This is a genomic window from Stenotrophomonas sp. Nf1, from assembly GCF_003028475.1.
In the GTDB taxonomy this organism is placed as follows: domain Bacteria; phylum Pseudomonadota; class Gammaproteobacteria; order Xanthomonadales; family Xanthomonadaceae; genus Stenotrophomonas.
The window spans coordinates 20399-37087 of record NZ_PYTV01000007.1 but is presented as its reverse complement, the minus strand read 5'-3'; the positions used below and the strand labels follow the sequence as shown (position 1 = coordinate 37087).

16 protein-coding genes are annotated in these 16689 nt (G+C 67.1%); 8 read left to right on the top strand and 8 right to left on the bottom strand.

Annotation, left to right across the window (positions count from 1 at the left end; all coding sequences use genetic code 11):
• Positions 1-101: 101 nt before the first annotated feature.
• On the top strand, positions 102-1271 hold the full coding sequence (locus C9412_RS13620) for a PQQ-dependent sugar dehydrogenase (protein WP_107232121.1): 1170 nt from the start codon (positions 102-104) through the stop codon (positions 1269-1271).
• A 64-nt stretch (positions 1272-1335) separates the two neighbouring features.
• Here the strand turns inward: C9412_RS13620 and C9412_RS13615 are convergent, their stop codons facing one another.
• The 4 genes from C9412_RS13615 to folB form a co-directional block, all read right to left on the bottom strand.
• On the bottom strand, positions 1336-1878 hold the full coding sequence (locus C9412_RS13615; RefSeq protein WP_181358644.1) for a hypothetical protein: 543 nt from the start codon (positions 1876-1878) through the stop codon (positions 1336-1338).
• A 143-nt stretch (positions 1879-2021) separates the two neighbouring features.
• On the bottom strand, positions 2022-4196 hold the full coding sequence (locus C9412_RS13605; RefSeq protein ID WP_107232118.1) for a glycoside hydrolase family 3 N-terminal domain-containing protein: 2175 nt from the start codon (positions 4194-4196) through the stop codon (positions 2022-2024).
• A gap of 128 nt (positions 4197-4324) precedes the next feature.
• Positions 4325-5596 (bottom strand): mechanosensitive ion channel domain-containing protein, encoded by a 1272-nt coding sequence (locus C9412_RS13600; RefSeq protein ID WP_107232117.1) that lies wholly within the window; start codon positions 5594-5596, stop codon positions 4325-4327.
• Between the two features lie 90 nt (positions 5597-5686).
• A complete protein-coding gene (gene folB / locus C9412_RS13595; protein ID WP_005407807.1) occupies positions 5687-6040 on the bottom strand; it encodes a dihydroneopterin aldolase in 354 nt (117 codons plus the stop codon).
• A 364-nt stretch (positions 6041-6404) separates the two neighbouring features.
• On the opposite strand from folB, the gene C9412_RS13590 reads away from it, so the two are divergent.
• Positions 6405-7064: a hypothetical protein gene (locus C9412_RS13590; RefSeq protein ID WP_107232116.1), complete on the top strand. Its 660-nt coding sequence runs from the start codon at positions 6405-6407 to the stop codon at positions 7062-7064.
• A 101-nt stretch (positions 7065-7165) separates the two neighbouring features.
• Here C9412_RS13590 and tsaD read toward each other — a convergent pair whose 3' ends face one another.
• On the bottom strand, positions 7166-8191 hold the full coding sequence (tsaD, locus tag C9412_RS13585) for a tRNA (adenosine(37)-N6)-threonylcarbamoyltransferase complex transferase subunit TsaD (protein WP_107232115.1): 1026 nt from the start codon (positions 8189-8191) through the stop codon (positions 7166-7168).
• 166 nt (positions 8192-8357) lie between these two features.
• On the opposite strand from tsaD, the gene rpsU reads away from it, so the two are divergent.
• Both rpsU and C9412_RS13575 read left to right on the top strand, forming a co-directional pair.
• On the top strand, positions 8358-8573 hold the full coding sequence (gene rpsU / locus C9412_RS13580; RefSeq protein ID WP_002808376.1) for a 30S ribosomal protein S21: 216 nt from the start codon (positions 8358-8360) through the stop codon (positions 8571-8573).
• 133 nt (positions 8574-8706) lie between these two features.
• Positions 8707-9153 carry a GatB/YqeY domain-containing protein gene (locus C9412_RS13575; RefSeq protein ID WP_107232114.1) on the top strand — a complete coding sequence of 149 codons (447 nt, stop codon included), beginning with the start codon at positions 8707-8709 and terminating at the stop codon, positions 9151-9153.
• A gap of 78 nt (positions 9154-9231) precedes the next feature.
• On the opposite strand, the gene C9412_RS13570 is transcribed toward C9412_RS13575, so the two are convergent.
• Entirely contained in the window at positions 9232-10170 is a 939-nt protein-coding gene (locus tag C9412_RS13570) for a hypothetical protein (RefSeq protein WP_258190229.1), read from the bottom strand.
• Positions 10171-10381: 211 nt separating this feature from the next.
• On the opposite strand from C9412_RS13570, the gene C9412_RS13565 reads away from it, so the two are divergent.
• From C9412_RS13565 to C9412_RS13550, 4 genes are read left to right on the top strand one after another with little or no spacing between them, the layout of a single operon-like run.
• Positions 10382-11299 carry a YihY/virulence factor BrkB family protein gene (locus C9412_RS13565; protein ID WP_008265392.1) on the top strand — a complete coding sequence of 306 codons (918 nt, stop codon included), beginning with the start codon at positions 10382-10384 and terminating at the stop codon, positions 11297-11299.
• Between the two features lie 59 nt (positions 11300-11358).
• Entirely contained in the window at positions 11359-13098 is a 1740-nt protein-coding gene (dnaG, locus tag C9412_RS13560; RefSeq protein WP_107232112.1) for a DNA primase, read from the top strand.
• 27 nt (positions 13099-13125) lie between these two features.
• The gene (locus tag C9412_RS13555; protein WP_107232111.1) at positions 13126-13626 is read left to right on the top strand and encodes a protein tyrosine phosphatase family protein; all 501 of its coding nucleotides are present in this window, start codon (positions 13126-13128) and stop codon (positions 13624-13626) included.
• A 28-nt stretch (positions 13627-13654) separates the two neighbouring features.
• Positions 13655-14626 (top strand): bile acid:sodium symporter family protein, encoded by a 972-nt coding sequence (locus tag C9412_RS13550; RefSeq protein ID WP_107232110.1) that lies wholly within the window; start codon positions 13655-13657, stop codon positions 14624-14626.
• A 128-nt stretch (positions 14627-14754) separates the two neighbouring features.
• Here C9412_RS13550 and C9412_RS13545 read toward each other — a convergent pair whose 3' ends face one another.
• Both C9412_RS13545 and cyoE read right to left on the bottom strand, forming a co-directional pair.
• Positions 14755-15564 carry a calcium-binding protein gene (locus tag C9412_RS13545; RefSeq protein ID WP_107232109.1) on the bottom strand — a complete coding sequence of 270 codons (810 nt, stop codon included), beginning with the start codon at positions 15562-15564 and terminating at the stop codon, positions 14755-14757.
• Between the two features lie 228 nt (positions 15565-15792).
• Positions 15793-16686, bottom strand: coding sequence for a heme o synthase (cyoE, locus tag C9412_RS13540; protein WP_107232108.1), 894 nt, complete (start codon positions 16684-16686; stop codon positions 15793-15795).
• Positions 16687-16689 lie beyond the last annotated feature (3 nt).

Sequence of the window (16689 nt, the reverse complement as noted above, 5' to 3'; positions counted from 1 at the left end):
CCTCGCACAGGGGTTGCAGGACCTTCGGGCCACGACGGTCACACGCCGGGTGGTGTACAAGGGACAGCCCGGCCATCCGCATCCCCGCCCTGGAGATACCCATGACCCGCCCCTCCCTGCTGCTCGCCCTCGGCCTGGTGCCGATCCTCGCCACCTCCGCCTGCAACGCCGCCGACCCGGCCGCCAACGGCGCCCAGGCCGCCGCGCCCGCAGCCTCCACCGCCGCCGACCAGCGCCCGTTCACCGCCACCGAAGTCAGCCGTTTCGACCAGCCGTGGGCGATGACCTTCCTGCCTGACGGCAGCCTGCTGGTCACCGAGAAGCGCGGCAAGCTGCAGCATCTGGACCTGGCCAGCGGCCAGAAGCACGAGATCACCGGCGTTCCCAAGGTGGCCTACGGTGGTCAGGGGGGCTTTGGCGACATCATCCTGCACCCCGACTTCGCCCGGAATCATGTTGTTTACCTCAGCTACGCCGAGGAAGGCACGCTGGACACCCGCGGTGCCGCCGTGGCCCGCGCGACGCTGGCGTTGGACGCGAGCGGCGCTGGCCAGCTCAAGGACCTGAAGGTGATCTGGCGGCAGAGCCCCAAGGTCAGTGGCGAAGGCCACTACGGCCACCGCCTCGCCTTCGGCCCGGACGGCAAGCTGTGGATCAGCTCCAGCGAACGGCAGAAGTTCGATCCGGCGCAGGACATGGGCGGCAACCTCGGCAAGATCGTGCGCCTCAACGACGATGGCAGCCTGCCGGCCGACAACCCGTTCGCCTCGCAGGGCGGCGTGGCCGCGCAGGTCTGGTCGCTGGGCCATCGCAACATCCTCGGCATGGCCTTCGATGCCAACGGCAAGCTGTGGGCGCATGAGATGGGCCCGGCCGGCGGCGACGAACTGAACCTGATCGTGCGCGGCGCCAACTACGGCTACCCTGTGGTTTCCAATGGCGACCACTACGACGGCCGCCCGATTCCCGACCACAGCACCCGCCCGGAATTCGCCGCGCCGAAGGTGACCTGGACGCCGGTGATCTCGCCGGCCGGCTTCGTGATCTACAGCGGCGCCCTGTTCCCGCAGTGGAAGGGCAGCGGCTTCATCGGCGGGCTGTCGTCGACCTCGCTGGTGCGCGTGGCCTTCGACGGCGACAGTGCGCGCGAAGCCGAACGCTTCAACATGGGCGAGCGCATCCGCGAAGTGGAACAGGGCCCGGATGGCGCGCTGTGGCTGCTGGAAGACGGCAGCAAGGCACGCCTGCTGAAGCTGACGCCGAAAGCCTGAGGTAGCGCCGGCCGCTGGCCGGCACGCTTCTCCGCAACGGCCCCGCACGCGGGGCCGTCTGCATTCATTGGATGGTGATGACCTTCACTTCGGTCTTCGTGCAGGCCTGGTCCAGGCACTGCCCGTTCAACCATACCTGGCCATCACCGATCATCACGCCCTGCTGGTTGGCGAAGACCTTGCCGAAGTCCTGTTCGGACACCGCCTTGACCACGGCCGGGGTGATGATCTTCTCGTAGTTGCGCTGAAACTCACCCGGGCCGGTGATCTTCTTCCCATCGGCGATGTTCAGCGGGAAGCGCACCTGCTCGACGACGGCGGCGCGGTCACCGCCGACCACGGCGGTCTTGAATGCGTTGAACACCTTCTCGTACTGCGCGGCATCGCCGAGCACGGCGTCGATACGCGCACGTGCATCTTCGGCAGGCGCCTCCACTGCGGGCGCGGCAGGTGTGGAGGTCGCGGGTTCAGCGGCAGGTGCTGCAGGCGTTGCCGGGGCACTGGCCTCCATCGGCGGCGGTGCATCCGCAGCAGGCGCGGCCGGCGGTGCCGGCTGCGAACAGGCGGCCAGCATCAGGGTGGGAATCAACACGGCAATCGTGCGCATACGCGGACTCCATCGGATCGAAAGCCCGATGGTAGCGCCGGGCCACGCCCGGCGTGTTCGTGCATCGTGAGCAAGGCAACGCCGGGCATGGCCCGGCGCTACCGCTTGCAGTAGATCCACGCCATGCGTGGATGAGCGCGCAATCAGCCCTTCAGCAGCTCGAACTGCACCGCTTCACCGGCGGCCGACGAGGCGCACACCCACACGTCGAACACACCCGGCTCGGCGCGCAGCACGCCGTCACGACCGGTGAAGGCCAGCTGCTCGCGGGTCAGGGTGAACACCACCTCGGTGGATTCGCCCGGCTGCAGGGCCACCTTGCGGAAGTCCTTCAACTCGCGCACCGGACGCACGCGGCTGGCCACGCGGTCGTGGATGTACAGCTGCACCACTTCCTCGCCGGCCACATCGCCGCGGTTGGTCAGCGTGGTGGTGAGGGTCAGGGTGTCATCCCAGCCGAGCTGGGCCGCACTGGGCTGCGGCACGCCGTAGGCAAAGGTGGTGTAGCCGATGCCATGGCCGAACGGGTACAGCGGCTCGTTGGGAATCTCGCGCCAACGTGCCTTGAACTCCGACATGGTCGGCAGTTCCGGGCGGCCGGTGCGCGGGTGGTTGTAGAAGTACGGCTGCTGGCCGGACACCTGCGGGAAGCTGACCGGCAGGCGCCCGGACGGGCTGTAATCACCGAACAGCACATCGGCCACGGCATGGCCGGTCTGCGTGCCCAGGTACCAGGTGACGGCCACGGCGTGCGCGTTGCGCACCGCGCCCTGCAGGGCCAGCGCGCGACCGTTGCGCAGCAGCACCACGAGCGGCTTGCCGGTCATCGCCACCGCCTCGGCCAGCGCCTGCTGCGCCGGCGGCAGGGTGATCTCCACGCGCGACTGCGCCTCACCGCTGTAACGCTGCGGTTCTCCCAGCGCCAGCACCACCACGTCGGCGCGCAGCGCGGCGGCCACAGCCGCTTCGGTGCCACCCGGAATCGCGTTTTCCAGATCACAGCCCGGCACGATCTCCAGCAGCGCTTCGTCGCCAATAGCGGCACGCACGCCGGTTTCCAGGTCCACATAACGCTGCTTGTCACCGAACAGCGTCCAGCAGCCTTCGATGTTCTCGCGGTCCTGCACGAACGGGCCGATCAGCGCGATCTTCTGCCCGGTCTTCTGCAACGGCAGCACGTTGTCGCGGTTGTTCAGCAGCACGATAGAACGGCGTGCAGCGTCGCGCGACAGTGCGTCATGCGCGGCGATGTGCGAGGTATCGGCTTCGCGCGCCGGGTCCAGCGAGCGGTACGGGTCGTCGAACAGGCCAATGGTTTCCTTCAGCCACAGGATGCGGCGCACGCCTTCATCCAGCACCGCCATCGGCACCTCGCCGCTCTCGACCAGGCCCGGCAGGTGCTCGGCGTAGAAGCCGCTCTGCATGCTCAGGTCCAGGCCGGCGGTGAACGCCTTGGCGGTGGCATCGCGATCGTCAGCCGCATAGCCGTGCGCAACCAGTTCCATGTCGGCGGTGTAATCGGAGATCACCACGCCCGGGAACTTCCACTCACCGCGCAGGATGTCGGTCAGCAGTTCGGCGTTGGCGCTGGCCGGCACACCGTTGATGTCGTTGAACGAGGACATCACGGTGATCGCACCGGCGTCGAAGGCGGCCTTGAACGGCGGCAGGTGCACGTCGCGCAGGGTCTGCGGCGAGATGTCCACCATGTTGTATTCCATGCCGGCCATCACCGCGCCATAGGCAGCGAAGTGCTTGGGCGTGGCCAGCAGCGAATCGGCGGCGCGCAGGTCGCTGCCCTGGAAGCCGCGCACGCGGGCGGCGGCGAACGCACAGCCCAGCACCACGTCCTCACCGGCACCTTCGGCGCCACGGCCCCAGCGCTGGTCACGGGCGATATCCACGGCCGGCGCATAGGTCCAGTGCAGGCCGGCGGCGGTGGCTTCGACGGCGGTGGCGCGCGCGGTGCGTTCGGCCAGGTCCGGTTCGAAGCTGGCGGCCTCGCCCAGCGGAATCGGGAACACGGTGCGCATGCCGTGGATGACGTCGGCGGCCAGGATCACCGGGATGCCCAGCCGGCTTTCCTCGGTGGCGACCTGCTGGATGCGACGGCCCAGCTCGGCGCCGACACCGTTGAACAGCGAGCCGACCTTGCCCTCGCGCACCTGCTGCAGCACCTGGTCGGCATTGCGCACGTTGGCTTCCGGGTTCACGTCCGGGGCGAACGGGCGGACCATGTCCGCGAAGACACCCAGCTGGCCGACCTTTTCCTCGACGGTCATCTGGGCAATGAGGGATTCGATGCGATCGGAGGCCACCAGCAGTCCTTGATGAAAACGTTTACAAGCCCGGCATTCTAGCGATCCGGAGCCATTTGGCGAGAGGTTTCGTCGTTCAGTTTCAACCTCCAGCCGGATCCGTACGGTCCGGCCGGAGGCCTCGCAGCTTACTCCGAGCCGGCCAACTGGCGCTGCCCGGCCATCAACATGGCGTCGCTGGAGGCCTGGAACACCCGCAGCCCGAAGGCCGGCAGGATCGCCAGCAGGTGGTCGAAGATGTCCGACTGCACCGCCTCGTACTCGCCCCAGGCGGTGCTGCGGGTGAAGCAGTACAGCTCCAGCGGCAGGCCCTCGGTGGTCGGCTGCAGCTGCCGTACCAGCAGGGTCATGTCGGTGTGGATGCCCGGATGGCTGCGCAGGTAGCGCTCGACGTAAGCGCGGAAGGTGCCCAGGTTGGTCACCCGGCGGCTGTTGACCTCGGCCACGCCCTGCTCGCGCAGGCGCCCGTTCCACTGCCCCAGTTCCTGTTCCTTCTCACGCAGGTAGTCGCCCAGCAGCGCGAACTGGCCGAGGAAGGCCAGGTCGCCCTCATCCAGGAAGCCGACGCTGTGCTGGTCCAGGTACAGCGCGCGCTTGATGCGGCGGCCACCGGCTTCCTGCATGCCGCGCCAGTTCTTGAACGACTCGGTCACCAGCTTCTTGGTCGGGATGGTGGTGATGGTCTTGTCGAAGTTCTGCACGGTGACGGTGTGCAACGCGATGTCGATGACATCGCCATCGGCGTTCTGGCTGGGCATCTCGATCCAGTCGCCGATGCGCACGCGGCCATCGCCGCTGATCTGCACGCTGGCCACCAGCGACAGGATGGTGTCCTGGAAGATCAGCATCAGCACTGCGGTGGCGGCGCCCAGGCCGGTGACCAGATAGCGCAGGTCGACACCGGCCAGGGTGGCAACGATCGACAGGCCGGCGATCACGAAGATGACGATCTTGGCGACCTGCAGGTAGCCCTTGATCGGCTTGTTGCGCGCTTCGGGGCGACGCTCGTACAGGTCGTTGGCCGCATCCAGTGCATGCGAGATCGCCAGCACCACGGTCAGGATCGCCCAGGCCTGGCAGGCGCCGATGATGAAACTGACCAGCCCCGGCGGCAGGTCCGGCACGATGCGGATACCCGAGGCGATCACCTGGCTGGGCACCACATTGGACAGGCGCGAGATCACCCGCATCAGATGGCTGCCGCGGCCGGTGTCGGCGCCCGGCAGCCGGCTGAGCAGGCGCCGCAGCCCGCGCAGCAGGATGCGCTTGGTCACCCAGTTGGCCAGGCCGGCGGCGATCAACAGCGCCGTGATCATCAACGCCAGGTAGGCGCCAGGATAGGGTTCCAGTGTGTTCTGCAGCTTTTCCAGCCACTGTACCGCCACCACCGCGTCCACCATCGGTTGTCTCCTGTCTGTTTCGTTGTTGCCAAGGTTGCCGGCCGGCGGCCGGCACTACCGGGTTTCCGGCCTGAGGCCGGGTTTACCGGGTCAGTCGCGCGTGCGCTCGATGATCACGCCCACTGCGCGCGCGCCACGCACCGCACCGGGCTTGCTCAGCTTCAGGCGCAGCCACTTCACATCGAACTCGTCCAGCACGATCTGCGCGCAACGCTCGGCCAGGGTCTCGACCAGGCCGAACTCCGATTCACGCACGAACTGCTCCAGGCGCTTGCTCACCGCCTTGTAGTTCAGGGTGTGGGCGATGTCGTCGGTAGCCGCGGGGCGACGGTTGTCGAAGCCCATTTCCAGATCGAACACCAGGTCCTGGCGGATCCGTCGTTCCCAATCGTAGATACCGATCAGGGCGTCGATCGTCAGCCCCTCGATGAAAACCTTGTCCATTGCGGTTACCAGCGCCAATACAGGCGGCCATGGTAACGGCACGGCGGTGACCCTGCCCGGAACGGGCGGTGGGCGTCCCGCATGGGGCGGGCCCGGAAAAGACAAAGGGCCCTGCTAGCGGGGCCCTTTGGTATTACCGTTTGTCCCCGGGGGGAGCTTTCTCAAGCCGCGAGTCCCGGTGGCGCAGGTGCCCAGACTAGTCAGTGACCAACCGGCGGGTCAAGGCCAATCACGACAACGCAGATCCGTGTTCCCGCCCCGGCTGAAACGCGGGAAACAGCCCACGTACACAAGGATGTTTCCTGATGGTGACCGGCTCGGCCCCTCGGCAACATCCCGCTTCCCTCCCTCACCACACATCACCATGGCTGCATACGATGCATTGAGGCGCGCGTTGTCGGCGGAGCGACTGTCGACCTACGAGAGAATCGCATCAACCTGCAACGCTGACGTCACTGCCGAATGCCTGTACGTGTGGAACATGCGGATGTGCGGTGCACTCATGATGCCGGTGCATCTGTGCGAAGTGGTCATTCGCAACGCAGCGGCGTCGGTCCTGGCCCGACAGCACGGCCCGCGATGGCCGTGGAATGAAGCCTTGCGGCGCAGGTTGCCCGCCGCTTCATCCACCTCGGCGAGAATCGCGCTGGAGCAGGTCGCCAGCCGCGCAACAGAGGCCTCCGAAGTCGTCGCCAACCTGCCGATGGTCTTCTGGCAGCAGCTCTTCACCTGCCGCTTCGACGCCACATTGTGGATACCTGCACTCGGCGGGGTTCTACGTCATGCGCCTTCGGCGCATCCCAGTGTCATCAGGAAAGCCATCCACGCAGACATTGGACGCATCCGCCACCTGCGCAACCGCATCGCCCACCACGAACCCATCCTGGAGCGCGACATCGGCGCAGACCTGGCCGCGATCGGGCGGCTGATCCATGCACGCTGCCCGCATACGCTGGGGTGGCTGCAGCGGCACGAGCGGGCGACGACGGTGTTGGCGGCGTCGCCGTTGGGTGCCCGCCCGTAGCGTCGAGCTTGCTCGACTGCCTCACCGCCTTTGTAGCGTCGAGCTTGCTCGACTGTTGTTGCCTGGAACAGTCGAGCAAGCTCGACGCTACAGACAGCGGATCACACCGCCGGCAGGGTCGCCATGTCCCAGCGCGGGGTCACATCCACCTTCGGCGGGCTGTGCTGGCCGGCCTGCAGGCGCAGCGCGCCGGCGAAGGCGATCATCGCGCCGTTGTCGGTGCACAGCGCCGGCCGCGGGAAGCAGGCACGGCCGCCAAGACGTTCGGCCATCTGCTGCAGGCGCGCGCGCAGGCGCTTGTTGGCGCCGACACCGCCGGCCACCACGATCACATTGGTCCCGGCCGCTTCCAGCGCGCGCTCGCACTTGATCGACAGGGTCTCGACCACCGCATCTTCAAAGCCACGCGCGATGTCGGCGCGGGTCTGCTCGCTCTGGTCGCTGTCGCGCCAGGCCATCAGGACCTGGGTCTTCAGGCCGGAGAAGCTGAAATCCAGCCCCGGGCGGTCGGTCATCGGCCGCGCGAAGCGGTACGCGCCCGGCGTGCCCTGCTCGGCCAGCTTGGCCAGCTGCGGGCCGCCCGGGTACGGCAGGCCCATCAGCTTGGCGGTCTTGTCGAAGGCTTCGCCAGCCGCGTCGTCCAGGGTTTCGCCCAACAGGCGGTACTGGCCGATGGCATCGACCGCCACCAGCTGGGTATGGCCGCCGGAGACCAGCAGTGCCACGAACGGCGCCTGCGGCGGGTCATCTTCCATCAGCGGGGCCAGCAGATGGCCTTCCATATGGTGGACGCCCACCGCCGGCACCTCCAGCGCCCAGGCCAGCGAGCGGGCCACGCCGGCACCCACCAGCAGGGCGCCGACCAGGCCGGGGCCGGCCGTGTAGGCCACGCCGTCGATGTCGCCCACACCCAGGCCCGCTTCGGCAAGGGTCTGGCGCACCAGCGGCAGCAGCTTGCGGACGTGGTCGCGGCTGGCCAGCTCGGGCACCACACCGCCGTACTCGGCGTGCAGGGCGATCTGGCTGTAGACCGCATGGGCGCGCAGGGCCGCGCTGCCGGCCAGGTCGGTGTCATACACCGCCACGCCGGTCTCATCACAGGAAGATTCGATGCCAAGGACTCGCATGCCTGCTATTATGACGCCCCTGCCGCCCCCTCGGGGGATGTGCAGATCTCACTGCTTTCGAACTTCCGGCCCGTATTCAGGGTTGGCCGCTTGCAGTTTGTCTATTCGCCGCTATAATGTGCGGCTCGCCGGGCGTGACCCGGTTCTACTGTGTCCCGGAGATTCCATGCCCAGCGTCAAAGTCCGCGAGAACGAGCCCTTCGAGTTTGCTCTTCGCCGCTTCAAGCGCACTTGCGAAAAGGCCGGTGTGCTGGCCGAAACCCGCAAGCGCGAGTTCTACGAAAAGCCGACCCAGGAGCGCAAGCGCAAGGCCGCCGCTGCTGTGAAGCGTCAGCTGCGCCGCTCGTCGCGCGACGTCACCAAGCGTCAGCGCCTGTACTGATCGGACGCATCTTCATTGCGGCAGGCTTGTCCTTCCGCGGTGAAGCCGAAGCCGGCACGCGCGAGCGTCGCCGGCTTTTTGCGTTTCCGGGTTCGGGCATCCGCCCCGCCCCACCACCACCACGAGGTTCCTCATGAGCATGAAGCAGCAGCTCACCGACGACATGAAGGCCGCCATGAAGGCGGGCGAGAAGCACAAGCTGGGCGTGATCCGCCTGATCAATGCCGCCATCAAGCAGCGCGAAGTGGACGAGCGCATCGAGCTGGATGACACCGCGGTGATCGCCGTGCTCGACAAGATGGTCAAGCAGCGCAAGGACTCGGTCAGCCAGTACGAAGCGGCCCAGCGCGAAGACCTGGCCGAGATCGAACGTGCCGAGATCGTGGTCATCGAAGCCTACCTGCCGGCCAAGATGGGCGAAGCCGAGATCGTGGCCGCCATCCAGGCTGCCATCGCCGAGACCGGCGCCACCGGCGCGGCCGACATGGGCAAGCTGATGGGCGCACTGAAGCCCAAGCTGGCCGGCCAGGCCGACATGGCCCTGGTGTCCAAGCTGGTCAAGCAGGCCCTGGCCGGCTGATCACCGCACCGCCCGCTGCATACGACAAGGCCCGCGCTATGCGGGCCTTGTCATTACTGCAGGCAGGGGCGCTGCCGCTTACGCCTGGCGGCAGTTGCGCAGGGTCATCGAGCTGCCTTCGATCGAACTGACCTCACCTTCCAGCTTGGCCCAGTCACGCTCACGCAGCACGCTGAAGTTGGCCGCCTGGTCCGGCGCGAACTCGCAGCGGATGGTGTAGTTGTTGTTGTTGAAGGTGTCGTTCTGGCGGATCCGCAGCAGGCCGCGTTCCGGCGTCACCAGGTAGTTGATCGATCCCACCTCGCCCGGGCGGGTGGAGTAGCTGTTCCGGTTGACGGTATAGATCTGCCCGTCGATGCGGTACCGGCGGCCGATGTACTTCGCATACAGCGGCAGGAAGGTGGCCGAACGATCGCCCAGGTCTTCCTTGTTGGTGGTGGTACCCAGCATCAGGTCCTTGAAGCTGCCGGCGGCATTGTAGGCGGCCATCGTGGAGCGCACTTCCTTGCCCATTTTCTTGGACAGGTCCGGTGCGGCCACGTCTTCCAGCGCAGGCATCGGCTGCTTCGCGCGCGCCGCGGCGGCAAGCGCCTCACCCTGGCTGCCGCCCTTCAGCTTGTCCAGCATCGCGCACATCGACTGCCGCGCCTCGTCCTGGCCGATCGTCTGGCCACGCGCCAGCTTGGTCGCCAGGGTCACCCGGCCGGTATGGTCGGCGGTACCGATCAGCACCAGCGGCGTACGCAGGCCCTTGGTCTGGATCAGGTACTGGTTGCCGGTGTTGCCTTCCACCAGCTGGCCACCGATCTCGAACTGGTCCTCGGCACCGATCTGCCGCAGCTGGTCCAGTGCGCTCTGCACCTTCAACCCCGGCACCGTCACATCGGCCATGTACATCGCGCCGTTGCGCGGATCGCCTACCGTCTTGAATGCCTTCTCGCAGGCAGCCGAGGCGGCGGTCGCCGAGCCGCTCACCGTCGCCAGCAACACCATCGTGGTGTAGACCATCCCTTTCATAACGCGTCCTTTTGCAGAGAAATTGGAATGTCGCGGCCCTGCGCATCGGCAGCCGGCCCCGGATACCGTGGCGGCAGCCCCCTGCGCACCCACGGTCGGGCAGAAGGATAGCGCGGACGCTGTACGGCACAACGTCTGAATAGGCACTTCACCCAACCCAACGCCCTGATTTGCTAGAAAAAGCATCATCCACCTGCCTTCTCCTGCTTCGATGCCGCATCCCCACGCCTTTCTGCCTGCCGTCCGATCTCGCCTGGGAAAGCTGCAGGACAGCTTCCCGATGGCCGTGGCCAAGCGCTTCGTCGAGATCGACGTGCTGACCCAGGCCGCCTCGGTCTCCTTCTACGCCCTGCTGTCGATGGCCCCACTGCTGGTGCTGCTGCTGTGGCTGACCGCCTCGCTGTACCCGCCGGCGCAACAGGCACTGATCGGCCAGATCGGCTCGGTGGCCGGCAGCAGCGTGGCCAGCGTCGCCGACACCGTGCTGCACAACGCCAACAGCCAGCCCAGCATGGGCTCGCTGGCCGGGCTGTGGAGCACGCTGCTGCTGTTTGTCGGTGCCACCGCGGTGTTCGCCCAGCTGCAGAACGCGCTGAACCGCATCTTCCACACCAGCGGCCAGCGCCTGGATGGCATCAAGGCCTGGCTGCGCAAGCGCGTGTTCTCCTTCGGCGTGGTGCTGGCGCTGGGCTTCCTGCTGATCCTGTCGATGACCGCCACCACCGCGCTGCAGGTGGTGTTCGCACAGCTGCCCTCGGTGCTGCCGGCCATCGGCTACCTCACCTCGTTGCTGCTGTACACGCTGGCCTTCGCCTTCCTCTACCACTACCTGCCCGACCGCCGCGTGGCCTGGCGCCAGGCCTTCATCGGCGGCGCCATCACCTCGGCACTGTTCGCGCTGGGCCGCTATGGCATCGGCGTCTACATCGCCACCGTGGCCCCGGGCAGCGCCTACGGCTCGATGGGCGCGCTGGTGATCTCGCTGGTCTGGATCTACTACGCCACTGCGGTGTTCTTCGTCGGTGCGCTGATGACCGCGGTGATCGACGAACGCCTGTACGCCCGGGCGCAGCTGGCCAAGGGCGGGGACACCACCGAAGAAGCGGGCCCGGCGGCCACCAGCGAGTAGACTAGGGAACCTGCCTTCCCTTCTGCGCGGCCTGCCGGCTGCGCCCTGCCCTGTTGCCCATGGCCCGTATCCCCGACGCTTTCATCGACGACCTGCTGGCCCGCACCGACATCGTCGAGGTGGTGGGCAGCCGCGTGCCGTTGAAGCGCCAGGGCAAGGAGTACGCGGCGCGCTGCCCGTTCCATGACGAGCGCTCGGCCTCGTTCACGGTCTCGCCCACCAAGCAGTTCTATCACTGCTTCGGTTGCGGCGCGCACGGCACCGCGATCAGCTTCCTGATGAACTACGACCGCCTCGAGTTCCTCGATGCGGTGGATGAGCTGGCCAAGCGCGCCGGCATGGACGTACCGCGCAACGAGAACCCGCGCAGCCCGCAGCAGCAGGACGACAGCCGCGAGCTGTACTCGGCGCTGGATGCGGCCACCAAATTCTTCCAGAAGAACCTGGAAGGCAGCGACAAGGCGCGCAGTTATCTCGATGGTCGTGGCGTCGACGAGGACAACCGCGCGCGCTTCCAGATCGGCTACGCACCCGATGGCTACAGCGGCCTGCGCGATGCCCTGGGCAAGGACGAGCGGCGCATGAAGCTGCTCGACCGCGCCGGCCTGTTCTCCAAGAACGATCGCGGCCACGTCTACGACAAGTTCCGCGACCGGGTGATGTTCCCGATCTTCGACCGCCGGGGCCGGGTGATCGCCTTCGGTGGTCGCGTGTTCGAGAAGGACGACGGCCCCAAGTACCTCAACTCGCCCGAGACCGCGCTGTTCCACAAGGGCCGCGAACTGTACGGCCTGTGGCAGGTGCGCCAGGCCAATCAGAAGATCGAGCGGCTGATCGTGGTCGAGGGCTACATGGACGTGGTTTCGCTGTTCCAGTTCGGCGTCACCCAGGCGGTGGCCACGCTGGGCACCGCGACCACGCCGGACCATGCCGAGCTGCTGTTCCGCAACGCGCCGGACGTGTTCTTCTGTTTCGACGGCGACGCTGCCGGCCGCCGCGCCGGCTGGAAGGCGCTGGAATCGGTACTGCCACGCATGAAGGACGGCCGCCAGGCGTTCTTCCTGTTCCTGCCCGATGGCGAGGACCCGGACACCATCGTGCGCAAGGAAGGCGCCGAAGCGTTCAACGAACGCCTGAAGCAGGCCACGCCGCTGTCGCAGTTCTTCTTCGACGAACTCACCCGCGAGATCAACCTGGGCACGCTGGACGGCAAGGCCCGCCTGGCCGAACGCGCAAAGCCGATGCTGGCGCAGATTCCCGATGGCGCCTTCGGCGATCTGATGAAGCAGCAGCTGGGGCAGCTGACCGGCCTCGGCGGCAACGCCCAGGCGGCACGTTCGCCGATGCCGCAACGGCCGCCGGCGCGTTCCATCCAGCCGGTGGCCAAGCGCAGCCTGGTGCGCGGTGCGATTGCCGTACTGCTGCAGCAGCCGTCGCTGGCGCTGACCCTGGGTGGCAAGCACCACTTCCAGGGCCTGCGCCTGCCGGGCGTAGAGCTGCTGCTGGAACTGCTGGGGCTGGTCGAACAGCGCCCGGACATCAGCACCGGCGCCCTGCTGGAGCACTTCGACGGCCGCGAGGAACAGGCCTCCCTGCATACCCTGGCCGCGCAGACGATGCCGGGCGACGAGGCAATGTGGACCCAGGAACTGCACGATGCCGTGGCCCAGCTGGAGAAACAGCTGCTGGTGCAACGTCTGGAGGAGTTGTTGGCAAAGCAGCGCCAGCAGGGCCTGGACGATACTGACAAGTACGAACTGCGCGAGCTGCTCAAGGCCCGCGCCGGACTGCGCCTGTAGCGGCAGGACGTTTTCACGGAGAAGACCATGCTGCTGCGCCTGACCTGCCTGCTGTTGTTGTCGCTCTGCCTGCCGCTGGCCGCACTGGCCGAAGACGCGGCGCTCAACCAAGTCCGCCCTGGCCTGTATGCCGGCGGCCAGCCCAGCGCCGTGCAACTGCGCGAGCTTGCCGCGCAGGGCGTGCGCACCGTGATCGATCTGCGCCAGCCCGGCGAGGACCGTGGTTTCGATGAAACCCGCGAGGCCGAATCACTGGGCCTGCGCTACGTGCGCATTCCGATGGCCGGTGCCGAGGGCCTGGACGCGGCCAACGTGCGTGCCGTGCACCAGGCCCTGCAGCAGAGCCAGGGGCCGGTGCTGCTGCACTGCGCCTCCGGCAACCGCGCCGGCGCCGTGCTCGGCCTGGTCAATGCACGCTACGAACAGGCCAGCCCCGAACAGGCGCTGCAACTGGGCCAGCGTGCCGGCCTGAAGTCGCTGGAAGCCGCCACCCGCCAGCGTCTGGCCACGCCTTCCACTTCGCCCTGACTCCACCGCACCAAGGACCCTGCCCACCATGACCCGCTGGTGGTCGCGCCTGCGACCGGACAACTTCACCCTCGCCCTGCTGTGCACCGTCGGGCTGGCCTCGCTGCTGCCGATGAAGGGCGCTGCCGCCATCGTCCTCGACGACGTCACCACGGTGGCCATCGCCGCGCTGTTCTTCCTGCACGGCGCGCGCCTGCCGCGCGAATCGATCATCGGCGGCATGCTGCACTGGCGGCTGCACCTGACCATCCTGGCCTGCACCTTCATCCTGTTCCCGCTGCTGGGGCTGCTGTTCAAGCCGCTGTCGGGCTGGCTGCTGACCCCGGAGCTGTACCTGGGCGTGCTGTTCCTGTGCACGCTGCCGTCCACCGTGCAGTCGTCCATCGCCTTCACCTCGATGGCGCGCGGCAACGTGCCCGCAGCGGTGTGCAGCGCCTCGCTGTCGAGCATCCTCGGCGTGTTCCTCACACCCCTGCTGCTGACCGCACTGGCCGGTACATCCGGCGGCGTGCACGACCCGCTGCATGCCATCGGCGGCATCATGCTGCAGCTGCTGGTGCCGTTCGTGGCCGGCCACCTGCTGCGGCCGTGGATCGCCGGCTGGGTGGAGCGGCAGCGTGCGCTGCTGCGCTACACCGACCAGGCCACCATTCTGCTGGTGGTGTATTCGGCGTTCGGCGAAGCGGTCACTGAAGGGCTGTGGAGCAAGACGCCGTTGTTGTCGCTGTTCGCGGTGGCGGTCGTGGCCGCCGTGCTGCTGGGCATCGCCATGCCGCTGATCACCTTCATCGCCCGCCGCCTGCGCTTCAACCGCGAGGACGAGATCGCCATCGTGTTCTGCGGCTCGAAGAAGAGCCTGGCCACCGGCGTGCCGATCGCCAAGGTGCTGTTTGCCGGTGGCAGCCTCGGCGCGATCGTGCTGCCGGTGATGATCTACCACCAGATCCAGCTGATCGTCTGCGGCGTGATCGCGCAGCGGTATGCAAAGCGCGCGCCCTGATCGGGCGCGCGGGTTGTTGCCGGAAACGCCATCCACGCATGGCGTGGATCTACTGTAGAGCCGAGCCCATGCTCGGCTGATGTACTGCGAAATGGGGTCAGATCCCCTTCGGGGATCTGACCCCGGGTTCACGGGTCAATCAGGGTGCCGACGCTCAGCTGCGGCATCCACACCCACAGGTCGTACTCGCGCCCGGCATGGGTGTTGACCTGCGCCGCGCGCGCCGGCCGTTCGAGCAGGGCCAGTGCCTTGCAGCGGTCCATGCATCCCCAGAAGTGCCCGCGCAGCGCTTCCAGCCGCACGCTGTAGATATCCAGGTCACGCAGCGCCGATGCCATCGGCCGGATCTGCATTTCCGGCGGCGCATCGGCGGGGCGTTGCAGCATGGCGTGCACATTGCCGGTCAGCACGACCATGCGTGCGCCGTCGGGCAGGCGCCGGTACAGGCGCCGCAGCTCGGCGGCCATGCGGTCATCGCGATCCTGGTTGCCGCCGTCGCTGCGGTTCACGTCGTAGCCCACCACCTCGATCGCACGGCCCTGCGCCTTCAGCGCGCGCAATGCTTCGATCATCGCCAGCATGTCGCGACTGCGGCGGCCATCGTGCTGGTCATCGCGCACGGTCCAGAACGCACGGTCATGCAGGCGTTGGCGTGCCGCCGTCCCGCCATCGGAATCCAGATAGTCGTGCAGCGCGGGGCTCTCAGCACGAGGCAGTTCCAGCGCCAGCAGCACCGGGGTACCGTCGCGGCTGTAGTCGTCCATCAGCTGGCGCACCAGCAGTGGTACTTCGCGGGTGCCGTGGAATTCGCCCAGTACCAGCAGGCGATGCTCGGCGGCGTGCTGGCGGATCTGCCCGGCAGTGTCGTTGGCATGCGCACCGAACGCCATGCCCAGCGCCAGCAGCAGCGCGGTGGTCCAGCGGAAGATCGAATGCATCCGTGCGCCTTCCTTTCCTTGGGGTCAGGAACAGCAATGGCGACGCATCAACCACAGTTCAAGGTGATCCACGCCATGGGTGGATGCTGCGGCGATCAGTCGAGCATGGCTCGACTCTACGGGACCACGCTCAGCGCGGCGGTTCAGTAGATCCACGCCATGCGTGGATGCTCCCGCTTTCAGGCGGGGTCAGAGCCCCTTCGGGGATCTGACCCCACGTCAGGCCCCTCACAACCAGGGCAAGATCCAGTGGTCGACCAGCAGGAAGGCAAACAGCGCCATCAGGTAGACGATGGAGTAGTGGAACATCTTCATCGAGAACAGTTCGTCCGGCGGGTCCAGCATGCGCCAGGCGTACCAGAGGAACACGGCGTTGAGCACGATCGCGCCGCCCAGATAGAACGCACCACTCATGCCCACCAGGTACGGCAGCAGGCAGACCAGCGCCAGCACCACCGAATACACCATGATCTGCTTGCGGGTGTGCACCACGCCATGGGTCACCGGCAGCATCGGGATCTTCGCCTTGGCATAGTCCTCGCGGCGGAAGATCGCCAGCGCCCAGAAGTGCGGCGGCGTCCAGATGAAGATGATCAGTACCAGCAGCGACGAGTACGCCCAGTCCGAGGAACCCTGCATGCCGGTCACCGCCGCCCAGCCCAGCATCGGCGGCATCGCCCCGGCCAGGCCACCGATGACGATGTTCTGCGAGGTCGCGCGCTTCAGGTACACGGTGTAGATCACCGCATAGCCGATCAGCGAGGCGAAGGTCAGCACGGCGGTGATCAGGTTCACCCACAGCACCAGGATGACCATCGACAGCACGATCAGCACGCCGGCAAACACCAGCACCTGCCATGGCTTGACCTTGCCCACCACCAGCGGACGCCACGAGGTGCGCGCCATCTGCGCATCGATGTGCGCATCCAGCAGCTGGTTGATGGCGGCGGCGGCCGAAGCGGCCAGCCAGATGCCGAGGAAGCCGAGCAGGCCGGCACGCACCTGCTCCCAGCTGGGCACGCCCGGAATGGCCAGGACCATGCCGACCAGGGCGGTGAAGACAATGAGGGCCACGACCTTGGGCTTGGTCAGGTCCCAGTACTGGCGATAGTTGGAAAACATGGA

Coding starts and splice junctions, on each gene's coding strand:
- C9412_RS13590 (WP_107232116.1), top strand. CDS start 6,405: ATGGCTGCATACGATGCATTGAGGCGCGCGTTGTCGGCGGAGCGACTG.
- C9412_RS13575 (WP_107232114.1), top strand. CDS start 8,707: ATGAGCATGAAGCAGCAGCTCACCGACGACATGAAGGCCGCCATGAAG.
- C9412_RS13545 (WP_107232109.1), bottom strand. CDS start 15,564: ATGCATTCGATCTTCCGCTGGACCACCGCGCTGCTGCTGGCGCTGGGC.
- C9412_RS13600 (WP_107232117.1), bottom strand. CDS start 5,596: ATGGTGGACGCGGTGGTGGCGGTACAGTGGCTGGAAAAGCTGCAGAAC.
- tsaD (WP_107232115.1), bottom strand. CDS start 8,191: ATGCGAGTCCTTGGCATCGAATCTTCCTGTGATGAGACCGGCGTGGCG.
- C9412_RS13615 (WP_181358644.1), bottom strand. CDS start 1,878: ATGCGCACGATTGCCGTGTTGATTCCCACCCTGATGCTGGCCGCCTGT.
- dnaG (WP_107232112.1), top strand. CDS start 11,359: ATGGCCCGTATCCCCGACGCTTTCATCGACGACCTGCTGGCCCGCACC.
- folB (WP_005407807.1), bottom strand. CDS start 6,040: ATGGACAAGGTTTTCATCGAGGGGCTGACGATCGACGCCCTGATCGGT.
- C9412_RS13570 (WP_258190229.1), bottom strand. CDS start 10,170: ATGAAAGGGATGGTCTACACCACGATGGTGTTGCTGGCGACGGTGAGC.
- C9412_RS13550 (WP_107232110.1), top strand. CDS start 13,655: ATGACCCGCTGGTGGTCGCGCCTGCGACCGGACAACTTCACCCTCGCC.
- C9412_RS13620 (WP_107232121.1), top strand. CDS start 102: ATGACCCGCCCCTCCCTGCTGCTCGCCCTCGGCCTGGTGCCGATCCTC.
- rpsU (WP_002808376.1), top strand. CDS start 8,358: ATGCCCAGCGTCAAAGTCCGCGAGAACGAGCCCTTCGAGTTTGCTCTT.
- cyoE (WP_107232108.1), bottom strand. CDS start 16,686: ATGTTTTCCAACTATCGCCAGTACTGGGACCTGACCAAGCCCAAGGTC.
- C9412_RS13565 (WP_008265392.1), top strand. CDS start 10,382: ATGCCGCATCCCCACGCCTTTCTGCCTGCCGTCCGATCTCGCCTGGGA.
- C9412_RS13555 (WP_107232111.1), top strand. CDS start 13,126: ATGCTGCTGCGCCTGACCTGCCTGCTGTTGTTGTCGCTCTGCCTGCCG.